General features: G+C 62.5%; 15 protein-coding genes. 4 read left to right on the plus strand and 11 right to left on the minus strand.

What is annotated here, in order from left to right; translation table 11 throughout:
* Nucleotides 1–32 precede the first annotated feature (32 nt).
* From ACZ415_RS10590 to clrA, 5 genes are all read right to left on the minus strand, one after another.
* Nucleotides 33–1109, minus strand: coding sequence for a P-loop NTPase (locus ACZ415_RS10590; RefSeq protein WP_344702419.1), 1077 nt, complete (start codon nt 1107–1109; stop codon nt 33–35).
* Nucleotides 1110–1122: 13 nt separating this feature from the next.
* On the minus strand, nt 1123–1923 hold the full coding sequence (locus tag ACZ415_RS10595) for an ethylbenzene dehydrogenase-related protein (RefSeq protein ID WP_344702421.1): 801 nt from the start codon (nt 1921–1923) through the stop codon (nt 1123–1125).
* A gap of 70 nt (nt 1924–1993) precedes the next feature.
* Nucleotides 1994–2731 (minus strand): molecular chaperone TorD family protein, encoded by a 738-nt coding sequence (locus ACZ415_RS10600; RefSeq protein ID WP_344702423.1) that lies wholly within the window; start codon nt 2729–2731, stop codon nt 1994–1996.
* 10 nt (nt 2732–2741) lie between these two features.
* Nucleotides 2742–3722 (minus strand): chlorate reductase subunit beta, encoded by a 981-nt coding sequence (gene clrB / locus ACZ415_RS10605; protein WP_344702425.1) that lies wholly within the window; start codon nt 3720–3722, stop codon nt 2742–2744.
* A gap of 12 nt (nt 3723–3734) precedes the next feature.
* Complete coding sequence (gene clrA / locus ACZ415_RS10610) at nt 3735–6506, minus strand: chlorate reductase subunit alpha (protein WP_425552707.1); 2772 nt, start codon at nt 6504–6506, stop codon at nt 3735–3737.
* Nucleotides 6507–6856: 350 nt separating this feature from the next.
* Here clrA and ACZ415_RS10615 point away from each other — a divergent pair, with 350 nt between their 5' ends.
* A complete protein-coding gene (locus tag ACZ415_RS10615; RefSeq protein WP_344702430.1) occupies nt 6857–7207 on the plus strand; it encodes a c-type cytochrome in 351 nt (116 codons plus the stop codon).
* Nucleotides 7208–7421: 214 nt separating this feature from the next.
* Entirely contained in the window at nt 7422–9377 is a 1956-nt protein-coding gene (locus ACZ415_RS10620; RefSeq protein WP_344702432.1) for a methyl-accepting chemotaxis protein, read from the plus strand.
* Nucleotides 9378–9423: 46 nt separating this feature from the next.
* Here ACZ415_RS10620 and ACZ415_RS10625 read toward each other — a convergent pair whose 3' ends face one another.
* The 5 genes from ACZ415_RS10625 to ACZ415_RS10645 all read right to left on the minus strand — a co-directional run bounded on the left by ACZ415_RS10625 (nt 9424) and on the right by ACZ415_RS10645 (nt 13534).
* Nucleotides 9424–10305: an MBL fold metallo-hydrolase gene (locus ACZ415_RS10625; RefSeq protein ID WP_344702434.1), complete on the minus strand. Its 882-nt coding sequence runs from the start codon at nt 10303–10305 to the stop codon at nt 9424–9426.
* A gap of 10 nt (nt 10306–10315) precedes the next feature.
* Nucleotides 10316–10657 (minus strand): ArsR/SmtB family transcription factor, encoded by a 342-nt coding sequence (locus ACZ415_RS10630; RefSeq protein WP_344702436.1) that lies wholly within the window; start codon nt 10655–10657, stop codon nt 10316–10318.
* 160 nt (nt 10658–10817) lie between these two features.
* The gene (locus ACZ415_RS10635; protein ID WP_344702438.1) at nt 10818–11369 is read right to left on the minus strand and encodes a cytochrome b/b6 domain-containing protein; all 552 of its coding nucleotides are present in this window, start codon (nt 11367–11369) and stop codon (nt 10818–10820) included.
* Nucleotides 11370–11516: 147 nt separating this feature from the next.
* Nucleotides 11517–12869 carry a sensor histidine kinase gene (locus ACZ415_RS10640; protein WP_344702440.1) on the minus strand — a complete coding sequence of 451 codons (1353 nt, stop codon included), beginning with the start codon at nt 12867–12869 and terminating at the stop codon, nt 11517–11519.
* Nucleotides 12866–13534: a response regulator transcription factor gene (locus ACZ415_RS10645; RefSeq protein ID WP_344702442.1), complete on the minus strand. Its 669-nt coding sequence runs from the start codon at nt 13532–13534 to the stop codon at nt 12866–12868. The genes ACZ415_RS10640 and ACZ415_RS10645 overlap by 4 nt, the downstream gene beginning before the upstream one ends.
* A gap of 219 nt (nt 13535–13753) precedes the next feature.
* Between ACZ415_RS10645 and ACZ415_RS10650 the strand changes: the two genes are divergently transcribed.
* Nucleotides 13754–14092: a PepSY domain-containing protein gene (locus tag ACZ415_RS10650; protein WP_344702444.1), complete on the plus strand. Its 339-nt coding sequence runs from the start codon at nt 13754–13756 to the stop codon at nt 14090–14092.
* A gap of 32 nt (nt 14093–14124) precedes the next feature.
* On the opposite strand, the gene ppnN is transcribed toward ACZ415_RS10650, so the two are convergent.
* Nucleotides 14125–15507 (minus strand): nucleotide 5'-monophosphate nucleosidase PpnN, encoded by a 1383-nt coding sequence (ppnN, locus tag ACZ415_RS10655; protein ID WP_344702445.1) that lies wholly within the window; start codon nt 15505–15507, stop codon nt 14125–14127.
* A gap of 137 nt (nt 15508–15644) precedes the next feature.
* On the opposite strand from ppnN, the gene ACZ415_RS10660 reads away from it, so the two are divergent.
* The gene (locus ACZ415_RS10660; RefSeq protein WP_344702447.1) at nt 15645–16523 is read left to right on the plus strand and encodes a LysR family transcriptional regulator; all 879 of its coding nucleotides are present in this window, start codon (nt 15645–15647) and stop codon (nt 16521–16523) included.
* Nucleotides 16524–16559: the final 36 nt, after the last annotated feature.

Raw genomic sequence — 16559 nt, forward strand, 5'->3', positions numbered from 1 at the left:
GAGAAGGCGTTCTGGTGCAAAGGCAACATGCGTTACTGCCGCAGCAGATCGGCGAGCTGGCCGCGAAGCGCGTCCTGCTGCTCCTGTGGCAGATCGGCAAGGGCCGCGTCGAACTGATTGCTGGCCCCTTGCGCCAGCGTATCAAGCGATGCCACGGCGGCTTCGGCAAACATCGCTTTGGCATGGGCGATGCAGGCGTCGATCACCGGGGCAAATGCCTGGGCCTCGGGGCCTTGCGGGGCATCGATGACGATAGGCCGGCCGCTGTCGGAACCGCTGGCCAGTGCCGGGGACAGCGGAATCTGCGCCAGCGATTCAACGTCGTGCTCGGCCAGCGCCTCGGCCAGATGCGCCCGGGGAAAGAGGTGGAAATGGCCGCTGCAGTGCGGGCAGGTGACGCCGGACATATTCTCCACGGCACCCAGCAGGGGCATGCTGCGCTCCTGGCAGAAACGCACCGCTTTGAGGCTGTCCATCAGCGCGACTTCCTGAGGCGTGGTGGCCAGCAGGGCGGCAACGTCCTGGCCTTCCAGCATATCGGCCAGGGTAATCAGCTCGTTGCCGGTACCCGGGGGCATGTCGATGACGAGAAAGTCCAGCGGCCCCCAGTCGAACGAGCCGATCAGGTGGTGCATGAAGTCGTGCTTGTAGGCATCGCGCCAGACGATCGGGGTGTCGTCGGTTTCCATCATGAACGCCAGCGAGCCAATCCTGACCGGATGCTCAACGCCCTCGGCGGTAAACGCCTGGGTGGAAAGCCCTTCCTTGTTCAGGCGGATACGCTCGCCGGCAAAGCCGAAAAAGCGGCTTTGATTGGGGCCGTGGATGTCGGCATCGGCCACGCCCACGCGGTACCCTCGGGCAGCCAGCCCGGCGGCGACGTTGGCCGATACCGTGCTCTTGCCCACGCCGCCCTTGTTGGCCATGACCAGCAGGATCTGGCCGACCTGGCTTAGCCGGGACTCGATCAGGCGCTTTTCATGCTGCGGCTTGTCAAGGCTGCAGGTGCTCTCGTGGGGGCAAAACTGGCAGGAGTGGCCGCGGCCGCAGTCAGCCGGCGCCAATGCCAGGGGGTCACGCTCATCGGGCGAGAAATGGGAAACCGACATCGTCGTTACCTCGTTAACCTTCTGTGGATGTCTCGGTGCCGGCACCGGTATCCAGCATGATCCACGTATGGGTTACACGCTTGTTACCGTCGCGCTCATTGTCGCTGCCTTGCCACAGGGCGAAGCCCATGGGCACCGTATCGCGACGCAAATCTGCGCTGTATTCGCTGTTTTGCGTATCCAGCGGCCGCGACATTACCACATGCCACTCGTTATTGGCGCTGTTCTCTTCGGTGATATAGGCGCTGGCCCCTTCCACGTTCTGGTCGGGCAGGGTGGTTGTACTGCCGTAGCCGCCTGCGGCCAGGTTGTCAACCCGTTTTTCGTGATCGGCGCGCCAGTACCAGATATTGACGGGATTGTCCGGCCCGGAGCCCATCATATAGGAGGTATCCGCACCGTTGAGGGCGTACTGCACCGCTACGCCGTCGCGGAAGTCATCCACTGTTGTGCTGCCGTTGCGGGTTGCGTCCTTCCAGCGCAGACGCAGATAAAAACGCTCGTCGGTGCGTGCTACCTGAAAGTATAGCGTCTTGCCGGCTTCTATTTCCTCGGTAAAGCGCAGCTTGACCGACCGGTGTACCGGCGGCGCGGGAAACAGGGTGGTGCGGTAGGTGGGCAGGCGATCCCAGATCAGATCGTCAGGATCGTCTTGGGTACGCAGATAGATGTTGCCCGGCACCGTCGAGACCTTGACGCTATCGCCAGGCTGGACGGCTGTGACGTTGGGGTCGTACACGTTGCTGTCGGCAATGGCTTGGGTACCGGCGAAGGCCAGCGCTGCCGTGCCGAATAGCAGATGACGCAGTTTCATGGCATGTTTCCTCAACAGTGTAGGGGCGCGGACGGTATCCGGGCACGCCGTGATTCGAGCAGTGGGGCAGTCAGTCCCACATGGCCTGGTTGGGCGATGCCGCAGCTCGGCTGCCCGGTTCGGGGCAGGGCCCGACCTGGGTTTCAAGCCGTGCGCGCTCGCGCTCGGCCCATTCGGGCAGCACGGCAATCAAATGCGCCAGGGTGGCGTCCAGCCCGTAATTGCCGGCGCTGGCGTGGCGCTCCTTGACCGCATGCAGCATCGGGGCCAGATAGCGGGCGATGAAGTCACGCCGGGCGCGGCGGTAGGGTGCAGCGTCGCCCTGGCGATTGAGCGCCTGGGTTTCCAGATGGCAAAGCAGCGCACAGAATTCCAACATGCTGACCAGGTGATCGGGCTCGTCGAGATGGCCCTCGTCGCCCTGGGCGGCCTGCAGGCCGAAGTGGCGATAAAAGGCCTGGACGTTGAGCATATAGCCGCCGGGGGTTTCCCCGGCGAGCAGCGCGTCGTAGGCACTTCCCAGCAGTGCTACGCGTGGCTTGCCGCGACGGCCGTGCACGAAAGTGGCCATATACCCGACTTCCATGTCGTCCAGGCTGGCGCTGGGGGGCAGCGCCGGCCAGGCGTCGCCGGTCAGCGTGTGCCAGGCCGACGACAGAGCGGCGTGCAGGCGGCCGTCTTCCAGCGCCTGCTGGGTTTCGGCCAGCGGATAGCCGAAAAGCGCCGCCGCCAGGCGATACAGCGACGCTTCGGCGGCCAGCCGTGCCGTCTGTTCAGAGACGGCAGATGCGGCGGTGGGCTGGGTCATGGCGCCTCTCCTAGCTGAGCTTGAACATCTCGGCGTGCTTGTAGCCGATCAGGGTATCCATCAGCTCGCTCTCGCGACCCTCGGCCTTGGCCTGGCGCTCGGCCTGCAGGGTGTCGAGCACCTCGCCGACGCGGGGCCCGAACAGGCTCTCCAGGTACTCGAGCGGGATGCGCGGCTCGTCCAGCTCCCGACCGTCGGAGGCGTACTTGGAGGGCGACAGCGGCGGCACGTAGAAGACGTTGGGCTGGGTACCCCACTCGGGGTGCAGCGGCAGCGCCACCTTGTATTTCTCCACCAGCTGGTGAATCGGACCCTCCTCGTCGTCGCGGTAGCCGATCCAGCGGATGCGGCCGACGCACTGCTGGGCGCAGGCGGTGGCCAGCCCCTTCTCGATGCGCGGGTAGCAGAAGATGCACTTCTCCGACTTGGAGATCTGCTCGTTGAAGTAGACCTTCTTGTAGGGGCAGGCGTTGACGCAGTAGCGATAGCCCCGGCAGCGCTCCTGGTCCACCAGCACGATGCCGTCTTCCTGGCGCTTGTAGATGGCGTTGCGCGTGCAGGCCGCCAGGCAGCCGGGGTTGGCGCAGTGGTTGCAGAGCCTGGGCAGGTAGAAGTAGAAGCTGTTGGGGTAGTCGCCCTCGCCCCGGTCCTCGTCCCAGTTGGCGCCCCAGGTGGGCTTCACGTGGGGGCGCAGCCACGGGTCGGTGCCGGTCATCAGCGCCTCCTCGTAGTTGTACTCCCACGGGATGCCGTAGTCCTCCTGGCTGGGCTGGCGGCCCAGGCGTAGCGCACCGTCATCGTCGAAACCGCCGCCCATGTTCTGGTAGTCGCGGGGGTACCCAAGCCCTGGCTGGGTTTCCACGTTGTTCCAGTACATGAACTCGCGGCCGTTACGGTTGGTCCACATCAGCTTGCACGCGGCGGTACAGGTCTGACAGCCGATGCACTTGTTCAAATCCAGCACCATGCTGAGTTGGCGTTTGACAGCCATGACAATCTCCTCTTAAACGGCGCGCGGCTCGGCAATGTCTTCGGCTTTGGCAAGCTCGATGTCGTAGCTGCTCTCGTGGATCACCTGGTTGGCGTTCCACTTGGCGTAGATGAACTGCAGGTGGCCCCAGCCCCCGACTAGCTCCAGCGGCTGCAGCAGGGTGGCGTGGGAGTTGTTCATCGGCTTGCGATGGATGTACTGATGCGGCTCCCAGCCGTGCTCCATCATGATCGAGTCGGCCGGAATGCTCGGGTAGAACTTGGCCTGGGCGAAGAACTCGCCGTTGGCGTTGAACAGCTTGACCCGATCGCCGTCCTGGATGCCGCGCTCCGCCGCCAGCTGCGGGTTGATGTAGATGTTGGGCTCGCCGCGCTGTAGCCGCAGCAGGTACTTGTTGCTGCGCCAGTTGGAGTGGATCCCCCAGCGCGCGTGGGGCGAGTAGAAGTGCAGCGGGTACTTCGAGGCCTCGGGGCCGGCGTAGAGCCGCGCCGTGGGCACCGTGGACTTCAGCTTCACGAAGCGCGGATGGTCGCAGTAGAAGGTGATGCGCCCGGTGAGGGTCTCGTAGGGCTGCTTGCCATCGGTCTGCGCGGTGAAGGGGTTGTAGGGCTGGTCCTTCTCCAGCGGCTGGTTGAGGCCGGCCTGCTCGTTCATCACGATGAAGCCGCGCTCGCTGGCCTCCTCCACGCTCACGCCGCCGAACTCCGGCGAGTTCTCGACGATGTAGCGGAAGACGTCGAGGTCGGTGTTGAGCTCACCGTTGCGGGTGAAGTCGTCGTGGATGGTGTGCAGGTCGCGGGTGACCTCGCCGTCCTGGATCGGGCCGATGCCCCGGGCGATGGCGCGCTCCTGAATCTTCTTGGTCAACAGCGCCATGATGTCCCAGTCGGGCTTGCACTCGCCCACCGGCGGCACCGACTGGGTGAAGACGTTGCAGAAGCGGTGGTAGCCCTGGGTGCGCAGGTCCCAGGCCTCGTAGTGGCTGGCCGCCGGCAGCACGTAGTCGGCCCACTCGGCGGTGGAGTCCATGCGCACGTTGATGTTGACGTAGAGCTCGCTGGCCTGGCGCAGGTGCTCCTCGCGGTAGGTCTCGGCGATCTTGTTGCGGCGGAAGGTGTTGTCGGCGATCGAGATCATGCCCTTGATCTCGCCGTAGTAGGGCATCCAGCCCTCGTCGATGGACTCCTGCATCATGGCTTCCATCTCGTCGACGTCGAAGCCGGTGCGCTCCTTGAGCTTCTCGTTGTCGAAGTGGCGGCGGATGCCGTCCATCATGCCGCCGCGCAGCACCTCGCCGAGGCCGCCCGGCTCGTAGCGGGCCGACTTCTTGCCGTCGAAGGTGGCAAGCTCGGTCCACTTCGGGTGGTTCCACACCACCCAGGAGGTGTCCAGCCCGCCGGTGCGGCCGCCGTGGCCGGTCAGCGCCAGCGCCAGGGCGTAGCCCCAGCCGATGTAGAGGCAGTTGGAGTAGCTCGAGGTGATGTAGCCGAGCATCACGATCGCCTTGCGGGCGGCGGCCAGGTGCCGCGCCTCCTGGCGCACCACGTCCGGATGGATGTTGGTGTACTCGAAGGTGCTCTCGGGGGTGTACTTGGCCGCTTCCTGCTTGACCTGCTCGAAGACCGTGGTGACGTTGATGCCCTCGACCTCGAACTCGCCCTCCAGCGCCGGGTCGACGTCGCCGAGCCTGAGGGTCTTGTCGTCGTCGCCCATCGAGCCCTTGGCGCGCACCGCCTCGCCGCGATTCAGGTCCCAGTGGTAGAAGACCTCGTCGGAGCCGCCCTCGACCAGATCCGCCTCGCGCAGCAGCTTGCCGTTGTCCTGGCGGACCAGCATCGGCAGGTCGGTCTGCTCCTTCATGAAGGCGGGCTTGAAGAGGCGCTCCTCGATGATCACGTTGACGAAGGACATCGCCAGGAACGGATCGGAGCCCTGCTTGATGGGCATCCACAGGTCGGTATGGATGGCGCTGGGGTTGTAGTCCGGCGCGGTGCTGGTGATGCGCGCGCCGTTGTACTTGGCCTCCCAGATGTAGTGGGCGTCGGGGATCCGGGTGGCGTTGGGGTTGATCATGCCGAGCAGGATGTAGTCGGCGTCGAACCAGGCGTCGGAGGTGAAGCTCTCCAGAGGGTTGCCGTAGGCGAGGTGGGCGCCGGTGCTCAGGTCGCCCACCACGGTGAAGCCGTCGAGCTGGATGCCGCCCACCAGCGAGGCGAAGCGGTTCGGGGCCGACTGGCGCACCATGGTCTGGTTGCCCGAACCCTGGTGGGTCTTGAGCTTGCCGGGGCCGTACTTCTCGAAGATGTCGATGATCTTGTCGGCGACCTCCTCGGTGGCCTGGTCCCAGGAGATGCGCTGCCACTTGCCCTCGCCGCGCTCGCCGGCGCGCTTGAGCGGGTGGCGCAGGCGGTCGGCCTCGTACATCGCGGTGGAGTGGATCGCGCCTTTCTGGCAGCCCCGGGGGTTGGCGTCGGGCACGTTCGGGTTGACCTGGGGGTATTTGGCGATCTGCTCTTCGCGAATGACGATGCCGTCTTTGACGTAGACGTTCCACGCGCAGTTGCCCATGCAGTTGATGCAGTGGGCGGCGTGGCCTACGCTGTCCCATGTCCACTCGTTGCGGTACAGGTCTTCCCAGCTGCGATAGGGATACTCGCTTGCCAGGGTGTCCCCGATGGGTTCCAGTCGGTTAAGCGCCCAGACGTTGCCGCTGAGCATAGCTCCGGTACCGGTTACCCCCAGGCCTTTCAGGAAATCGCGACGCTTCAACTTCCACATGCCCATGGTTGTCTCCTCACTCTAGTGTTACGGCCGGGGGCCGGACTACCGTCTCGTATCGGCGGCTATCCGAGCGTATGGCCACGTTTGCAATCAGGGTATTTTTATAGCGAATGCGGCTATACTACCATCGCAAAGGCCTTATATCGTATAGGGATATAGCCTTTTCTTACCGGTGTTTGACATACGTCAAGCTCACTGGAAACCATGGCGTCCGGCGGCTTGCCGTGCCCGGGTAAGCTTTGTTTAATAGGCGCGACGTTAATAGGCGCGACAGAAACACCCGACGACGATGTTGTGATACAGCGCTTTGCTCAGCAGGGCACCTAACAGCTATTGCTCAAGAGAGGCATGATATGAAATACGTTCAGCAGACAGCGCTAGCGGTTGCCATGATGGCAAGCACGCTGACTTTTTCCAGCGTTGCGCTGGCAGACGGCGATGCCGAAGCCGGCAAGGGGAAAATCAGCGCCTGTGCCGCTTGCCACGGCATGAACGGCATAGCGTCTGCGGATATCTATCCGAACCTGGCCGGCCAGTCGGCGACGTATCTGGAAAGCGCGCTGAAAGCGTACCGTGCCGGCGACCGCAAAGGCGGCATGTCCGCCATGATGTCGCCTCAGGCGGCGGCCCTGTCGGACGAGGATATTGCGGATATCGCCGCGTACTACAGCCAGCAAACGCCGGAGTTCGACGGCGAGGGCTGATAAACAGCGCCAGAACCGCCTGCACGAAACGATACGGCCGCGCGACGCTTTTGCTAACCAACAAGCGTCGCGCGGCCGTTTTGTTTGATGCAAATCAAACATTTCTTATGTGTCGCAAAAAACGATTTCAACCCCCGCCTCTCCCGCCGATAGTATGCATCGATCCTTTTTCACATAGTGCTTACGTCTAACGCTACGCCGGGAGATATTTTCCATGATGCATCTGCTGCACCGTATTTCCATGGGCAGGAAATTCCTGCTGACTTTGCTGCTGCCCTTGCTGGCGCTTGCCTGGTTTGCCGGCAGCGGCATTGTGGAGCGCCAGCGCCTGGTAACCAATCTGGATTCGCTGCAATCGATGGCGGTGCTTGCCCGACATGCAGGGAATCTGGTCCATCAGCTGCAGCGCGAGCGAGGCAGGTCCGCGGCGTTTATGGGCCGGGGCGATGACGCCGCAGCCAGCCGGCTGCGCGATCAGTATACCGCCAGCGACCGCGCTTTATCGGCCTACCTTGAAGAGCAAAACGCGATGCGTTCGGCAGCGCTGGACGACGCGCTTGTCCGCAGGATGCGCACCATCGAACAGCAGCTGTCGGCGCTGGACGATCTGCGTACCAACGTCCAGAACCAGAATATCGACGTTGCAGACGCGGTAGATCGCTATACCCGTACCAACGGCACCTTGCTGACGCTGGTGAGCCGGCTGACGCACATGAGCATGAATGCCGATATTGCGCGCCAGCTCGGGGCCTATGTCCTGCTGCTCAAGGCCAAGGAGCTGGCCGGTGTTGAGCGCGCCTTGCTGGCCAATGTCTTTAGCGCCGATCAAATGCGCCCATCCGTATACCAGCGCCTGCTGGCCATGCAGGGGCAGGAAACCGCGTACTGGGAGAGCTTTCGTGTGGTGGCCGACAGCAGCGCTCGCCAGCGTCTGGACGACTTTCTCAGCGGTGAAGAGGTCAAAAAAGCAACGCAGCTGCGCGAGGTAGCGCTGACGCAGGGCGTTGCCGGCGGCTACGGCATTGATCCTGTGCGCTGGTTTGATCAGCAAACAAGCAAGATTGACAGGCTCAAGGTGTTGGAAGATCGCTTGGCAAGCAGCGTGATGGCGAAGGCCAACCGGCTGAAAGAAAAGGCGCGCCAGGATCTGATCGGCTATCTGGTGGTGGCCGTAGCGGCCGCGTCCTTTGCCGTTTTGACCATGACGTTCATTGTGCAAAGCATTGTGCGGGCGCTGCATTCGGCGTTGCAGGACATCAACCAGCGAGGCGGTGATCTGACTCGCCGCGTTGCCGTGCCGGGCAGTGACGAGCTATCGCAGCTGTACGCGGCCTTTAACTCGGCCTCCGCCGAAACCGAAGCGCTGGTAGGCCGCGTGCAGCGCAGCGCTCAGTCGGTAGAGCAGGCCAGCGGTGAAATTGCCAAGGGCAATCAAAACCTGGCACAGCGGACCGAGGAGCAGTCTGCCTCGCTGGTTGAAACCGCCTCAAGCATGGAGCAGATTGCGGCAACCGTGCGGCATACGGCGGATAATACGCGCCAGGTTGAATCCATGACCGGCAAGATGGTCAGCGAAGCCGATGACGCCAGCCGGGTGGCCGAGCGCGCCAGCCAAGCCATGGAAGAGATTCATACCGCCAACCAGGAAGTCACCAGCATTGTTAAAGCCATCGACAGCATCGCCTTTCAAACCAATTTGCTGGCGCTTAACGCCTCGGTTGAAGCGGCGCGCGCCGGTGAGCACGGGCGTGGCTTTGCCGTGGTTGCCGCTGAAGTGCGCAAGCTGGCCAGCCGCAGCGCCGAAGAGGCCGAGCAGATCCGTCAGCTGGTAGCCAATAACGTAGCGCGCATCAGCGAAGGGCAGGCGCTGGTCAACAATACCAGTGCGACGCTGGACAGCATTACCCACGAGATTCGGCAGGCCGCCGAGCTGATTCGTGACGTCTCGGCTGCCACCGGGGAACAGTCAGCCGGTATCGAACAGATCAACAAAGCGGTCGCCGAGCTGGAGGAGGTAACCCAGCAAAACGCCGCGCTGGTGGAACAGGTGGCGGCTGCGAGCCGTTCGCTGGATGAACAAGCCGGGGAAATGGCACAGATGATCAGCCATTATACGGTGAGTGACGCCGCAGAGACGCAGCGCCTGCCGGGCCAGCCATCGGCATCGTAGCCCGGCGATCGATTGTGTCTTGGCTATCGCGTATTGCCGTCGGGGCTTAAAAGCGATTCACCGGCACCTTTAAGTACACCTGGCCATTGTCTTCCGCCGGCGGTAGCTCGCCGGCGCGCATGTTCACCTGCACCGAGGGCAGAAGCAGCCGGGGCATGCCTAGCGTTGCATCGCGCTCGGTGCGCATCTTCACGAACTCGGCTTCGCTGACGCCTTCGTGCACGTGGACGTTATGGGCGCGCTGCTCGGCGACGCTGGTCCGGTGCTGATAGGTATCGCGGCCGGGAGCCTTGTAGTCGTGACACAGAAATAGTCGGGTGTCGTCCGGCAGTGCCAGCACCTTTTGGATGGAACGATAAAGGGCGCCGGCATCGCCGCCGGGAAAGTCACAGCGGGCGGTGCCGTAGTCGGGCATGAACAGCGTGTCGCCGACGAAAGCAGCATCGCCGATTACGTAGGTCAAGCACGCCGGCGTATGGCCGGGGGTGTGCAGCACGCGGCCGGTTAATCCGCCGATGGCAAAAGTGTCGTCCTCTTGAAACAGACGGTCGAACTGGCTGCCGTCCCGGGCAAATTCGGTGCCGGCGTTGAACGCCTTGCCAAATACCTCCTGCACCACGGTGATGTTGGCGCCGATGCCGGTGCGCCCGCCGAGCTGCTCGTGGAGGTAGGGGGCCGCAGAGAGGTGATCGGCGTGGACGTGGGTTTCGAGTATCCATTCCACGCGTAGCGCCTTGCGATGAACGAAGTCGATGATCGCATCGGCCGAGCGTACGTCAGTGCGTCCGGCGGCGTAGTCGAAGTCGAGCACCGAGTCGATGATGGCGCAGCTGCTGCCCGCCGGGTCCTGCACAACGTAGCTGAAGGTACGGGTGGGCGTGTCAAAAAACGCCGTTACGACGGGTGTCGAAGCGTTGTTATCGGGCATGGGAGAAAACCTATGTTTGCACGTTGGAAGAGGCATCCGTGTCAGCACAGAACTGCTCATACAGCGTTGCAATGACCGCCATGGCCTTGTCGTCGGCGATGCGGTAGTAAATCTGCTTGCCCGCCCGGCGGGTGGCGACCAGCGCTTCATGCCGCAGCACGGCAAGCTGCTGGGAAAGTGTGGGCTGCTCGATGCCCAGTTCGCGCTCCAGCTCGCCTACGTTCATTTCGCCTTGGGAGAGCTGGCACAGCAGCATCAAACGATCGATATTGGCCAGTGTCTTGAGCAGCTTGCGGGCCTCACCGGCTTGCTCGCGCAGGCGGGATAGCTCAATTTGAGTGGCGTCTTGCATGGCAGTTGGGGGTCTCGTGGCGATGGATTAGGATATATCCTATCATATTATATTTTCATTGAAATTATTTGGCATTCTGACCGGCGTGCCGGCCGCTGTGATGCCTCCAACGGTGCCGAGCGCCGGCAGCGCGCTGTTTTGCCGATAGCAATGTATAGCGTCACCGTCGTTTGTGGCCGGTTATCATGGAGCGAATCAGGTTTTCGCGATGATGAAGGCTTTCATAGATCGCGGCGGCTACGTGCAGGCCGATGGCCACAAGCGTGACGTTCACCGATGTTTCATGTATTTGCTCAATTGTCCTGCTGCCCCATCCCCAGTCGGTGGTCAGCAGCCAGCCGCTGATGCCGATGGCACCGGTGGCCGCAAGCAGAAAAAGGATCATGATTGCCGCTGCCGGGTTATGGCCCAGGTAGCGCGGCTCCCGGCCCTTTACGGCGCGGCGCATATAGTCAAGCAGCCGCCGGGGGCCTGGCACGAAATCGCTAAAGCGTGCATGACGCGTGCCGATAACGCCCCAGATCAAGCGAAACGCGATCAGCCCCAGGGCGGTGTAGCCGGCCCATTGATGCACACTGCGGCTGCTGTCCACGGTGACATAGGCAACGGCGAACGCGGCTACCAGCCCCCAATGAAACAGGCGCACTGCGGGATCCCAGACCCTCACCCGGTCACGCTGGCCCTGGGGGCTTGCTTGTCGATTTGTCGTCATTGCACGGCTCCTTCACGACGCTTTCGTGGCTCTGATGGCGTCAGTAGCAGACGGGTTGGCCTGGCATGTATGTGCACGGTGCGCTCCTTTTTTTGCCTGACGGTGGCGTATGCCGTATCGGCACGGTGCCATCGCAACATTCCGGCCTTACGACAGGCTTAACGGCGGAGCAGTTACGACAATCAGCTGCAGGCGTGCTTCAAAGCCGTCAGACCGGCCGGATGCCGGTGATATCAGCGTAAGCCGGGCGCCTGCGCCATCGGCAATGGCCTGGGCGATGGCAAGCCCCAGCCCGGAGCCGCGGGTGCGCGTTTCGCCGCGCTGAAAGCGCTCTGTCAGCCGTGAAAGCCGAGCGTTGGGTACCACAGGCCCGGTATTGACTACGCGCAGCGTACCGGCGTCGGTCAGTGAAACGTTGACAGGGGAGCCGGGGTGCCCGTGTTTGACGGCGTTTTCCATCAGGTTGCGCAGCACAATGGCCAGGGCATCCGGTTCGATGGATGCGGTGACCGGCCCATTGTCGGGCAGCGAAAGCACAATGGGAGAGGCAGAGGTGCGCTGAAAATCGTCCACGAGATGGGCGATGAGTGGCACGACATCTTGCGGTGTCTGGGTAAGAAAACTGCCGCTTTCGGCCCGGGCCAGCTGCATGAGTTTCTGCGAAAGCCGGGACAGGTCCTGCAAGGACGCCTCGATATGCTTTGCCCGCTGCTGTACCGGCCCGTCGGGCACTTCGCGACGCAGGCGCTGTAGCTGGGCCAGGCTTGAGGCCAGCGGGGTGCGCAGCTCATGGGCGCTGTTGGCGGTAAAGCTGCGTTCGGCTTCCAGGGTGCAGCGCAAACGTTCCAGAAGGTGGTCCACAGCGCTGGCAACCGGCAGGAGTTCGGCCGGTAGGTCCTGGCCTGCCACCCGGGAAAGATCGCCTGCGCCGCGCGATTCCAGCGTATCGCGGTACGCTCGAACGCCTTGCAACGTATGGCGTACCAGCCACCAGGTGCCGATCAGAATCAGCGGAATCAGCCCGGCCAGCGGCAAAAGCAGCAGGCCGGTGGTTTGCCACTTCGCTTGACGCCGTGAAGACAGCGGCTCGGCGACTTCGATAAAAAACGTATCGCTCACCGCGGAAATTCCGTACACCCGATGGGTGGCGGTGCTGCGCAGCCCGGTTTGGGGCGTGTCGGGAAAAACGGAAAGGTCGATGTCGTGGGAAACCAGCAGCGGCTTGCCGTCTACGCCGCGCACCAGGTAGGTAATGTATTCCTCGTGGGCGCTGAACGAGGCCACCTGCTGTAGCAGGTCCGCTTCGTCGCGGTTGATGATTTCGACAACTGCCAGAGAAAGCATGCGCTGCGCGGTTTCTTTCAAAGCGCTGTCCAGCGTCTTGTCAAGGGCATGGCCGACGATGAGCGTGGTCGCTGCGGTGGCCGCCAGCCAGAGCAGTGAAACGCCGAGGGTCAGCCCCAGGCTGAGGCGGCGCTGTAGGCTGGGCGCGCGCTTCATGCCTGCCCCAGCCGATAGCCCATACCGCGCACGGTATCAATGACGCTGTGCCCGAGCTTTTTGCGTAGGCGGCTTATATGCACTTCGATGGCGTTGCTTTCTATTTCGGCCCCGAAGGCATACAGCCGGTCTTCCAGCTGCGAGCGCGACAGCAGGGCGTGCGGGCGCTGCAACAGGGCTTCCAGCAGTGCCCACTCCCGCGCCGTTAACGCCACGGGCTGGCCGGCACGCATCAGCGTGTGATTGGCCAGATCGATCTCCAGCGCGCCCAGATGAATCAGCGGGTTGGGGTTGCCGGTATAGCGTCGCGCGACGGCGGCTACCCGGGCTGACAGTTCCGACAGGTCAAACGGCTTGACCAGGTAGTCATCGGCCCCGGCATTCAACCCGTCGATGCGATCGGATAGCTGATCCCGCGCTGTTAGAATGATTACCGGCGTGGTGTCACCGCCCTGGCGCCGGCGTTTGAGCAAATCAAGCCCTTGGCCATCGGGTAGCATCAGGTCCAGCAGGATGAGGTCGTATACCGTGGTGGCAAGGCTGGCCGCGGCATGATCCAGGCAGTGCACCCAGTCTACCGCGTGGCCGTCTTCGCTGATCTGATCGCGCACGGCCTCACCGAGCAGCGCGGCATCTTCTACCAGCAGCAGGCGCATCGTTGTCATCTCCCTGAGCGTTATCACAAGCGCGACCCGGTTCGGGCCGCGCATCACAGGCTAGCAGGGCATTCTGACGGCAAGCTGAAGGCCGCGGCGATGTGCTATGGTCGTCGGCGCTACAGCGAATGATCGCTGCCGGCATGTCCTCGGGTGTCTTAAGCTGGCGGTCAGAATAAAGCGTCAAGATCGTGCTGTAACGGTTCATTTACTCCTTGGAAGATCACCATGAAAAAACCTTTGATGATGGCCGCTGCCCTGGCGGCGACGTTTACCGCGGCGAGTAGCTATGCAGACGATGACTGCCACGACCCGGTAGCAGACTGGCAGCCGCGCGATACGCTACGCCAGGCACTGGCAGCCAACGGCTGGGAAGTGCGCCGCATCAGCGTGGATGACGGTTGCTACGAAGCGAAAGGGCTCGACGAGCACGGCAACCGTATTGAAGCCAAGTATGCGCCGGCTTCGCTACGCCTGCACAAGCTGGAGATTGCCTTTTCGCATAGCGCGGTGATGCCCGACGACCTTGAGCGCTATCGCATCAAGGATACGCCGAAACGGCAATAGCGCTATGCCGGGCAGCGGCCTTTTCTGCGTGGCTACTTCAGCACGTAGCAGGGCGTGTAGGGCTGGCCGTCGAGCTTCATGCGGCCCTGGGCGACAAAAGAGGTAAGCAGGGCGTCGAGCTTTTCCATCAGCTCCGGCTCGGCGGAGAGCTCAAAGGGGCCGTGGGCGGCAATGGCGTGGATGCCGTCTTCCTTGACGTTGCCCGCGACGATGCCGGAAAACGCCTGGCGCAGGTTGGCGGCAAGCTCATGGGTGGGCTGCTGGCGATGCAGCGCGAGATTTTTCATGGCGGCGTGGCTTGGCTCGAACGGGGCTTGAAAGTTGCGCGCCACGGTCAGCCGCCAGTTGTAATAGAAAGCGTCCTGATGGGTGCGGCGAAACTCGGTGATATCGTCGATGCCCTGGCGCATCTGGCGGGCGACATCGGCCGGATCGCCGGTGATAATGCGGTAATAGCGGCGCACGTTCTCGCCCAGGGTATACACCAAAAACGTATCGATAGTGTTGAAGTAGTCCGCCGCGCTTGCCGGACCGGTGAAAATCAGCGGATAGGGCATATCCGCGTTGTCCGGGTGGAGCAAAATACCCAGCAGGTAGAGAATTTCTTCCGCCGTACCGACCCCGCCGGGAAACACGATAATGCCGTGGCCCAGGCGCACAAAGGCTTCCAGGCGCTTTTCAATATCCGGCATGACCACCAGCTCGTTCACGATGGGGTTGGGCGCCTCGGCGGCGATAATGCCGGGCTCGGAGATGCCCAGATAGCGGCTGTCGCCGCGGCGCTGCTTGGCGTGGGCGAGGTTGGCCCCTTTCATCGGGCCTTTCATGGCGCCGGGGCCGCAGCCGGTGCAGATGTCCAGATCGCGCAGGCCCAGCTGATAGCCAACGTCTTTGGTGTAGTCGTACTCTTCCCGGGAAATGGAATGCCCGCCCCAGCACACCACCAGGCTGGGATCGCGATTGGGCTTGAAGGCGCCGGCCTTGCGCAGAATGTGAAACACCGCGTTGGTGGTCCCTTCGGCAGTGGAGAGATCAAAGCGGTTGTGCTGCTGGATTTCGTTATAAACGTAGACGATATCGCGGATTACCGCAGAGAGGTGTTCACGAATGCCGCGGATCATGCAGCCGTCGACGAAAGCTTCGGCCGGTGCGTGGGTAAGTTTTAAGCGAATACCGCGATCCTGCTGCAGCACTTGGATGTCAAAGTCCTGGTACGCCTCAAGCAGGGCAAGGCTATCGTCGGTCGGCATGCCGCTGTTGAGCACGGCCAGCGCGCAGCGGCGCAGCAGATCGTGCAGCCCGGTTTTTGAGGTGCGCTTGAGCCGGTTGACTTCGTGCTGGGACAGCACTTCAAGGCTGCCTTCCGGGGAAATGACGGTGGAAATCGTCGGGCGTTGGCGGGAGGGGTGGCGCATCGTGAGGCTGTCCGTGCTGACGTGAATGTGGCCGCTCATACTAGCATGCCGCCCGGGGCGGTACAGCGTGCCACGGGGCCGGCGCGCCGGGAGCTATGTTAAAATGGCGTTCATTTGGGCAAAAAAGCCGGACGATCATGTTTAACGCGCACTATTTCCGTACTTTTATCATGCTGGTGGAAACGGGGAGCTTCACGCGAACAGCGCAGCGGTTGGAAATGACCCAGCCAGGCGTCAGCCAGCATATCCGCAAGCTGGAAGCCTATCTTGAAAAACCGCTGCTGGAACGCCACGGCCGGCGCTTTATTCTCACCGAGCAGGGGCGACGCACCTACGACTATGCGCTCAAGCTGTTTGCCGAGCACGAGCAGTTTCGCCACGGCCTGGACGACGACTCGCTGGACAGCGGCGAGTGCCGCATTGCCTCGCCCGGCAGCGTCGGTCTTATGCTCTATCCGTATGTTCTCGGCCAGCAGCAGATGCACCCCAACCTCACGGTAAGCTATAGCTTTGCCTTCAACCACGAGATTGTCAGCGACCTGATCAGCGGCCGCTATGACGTGGGTATTGTCACCGAAGTGGTCAAAAGCCCGGAGCTTGACTGCGCGCTGTGGCACCGCGAACCGCTGTGCCTGGTGGTGCCGGCAGATTTCGCCGGCAGCACGCTTTCGGATTTGATGGGCATCGGTTTTATCAACTATTACGACGGCATCAATCAGGCAACGGCGCTGCTGCGCGACAACTATCCCGGCGTGTTTCGCTCGATGACGCACTTTCGCCATCAAGGCTTTACCAACGAAGTGAGCATGGTGCTGGACGCAGTGGCCCGGGGACTGGGATTTACCGTTGTTTCACGGCTGGTGCTGGAAACCTCGCCCTGGCAGCGCCAGGTCAAGGAGCTGAGCCTTGAGCACTCGGTCGATGAGCTTTTGTATCTTGTACATCGTCGCGATGCGGCGCTGCCTCGGCGCTATACCAAGCTGCTGGAAGGCTTCAGAGAACAAAGGCGGGGGTAGCGGTGGCGCAGAGCGTGAGACGCAATAAAAAACGCC

The organism is Halomonas cibimaris (assembly GCF_055379665.1).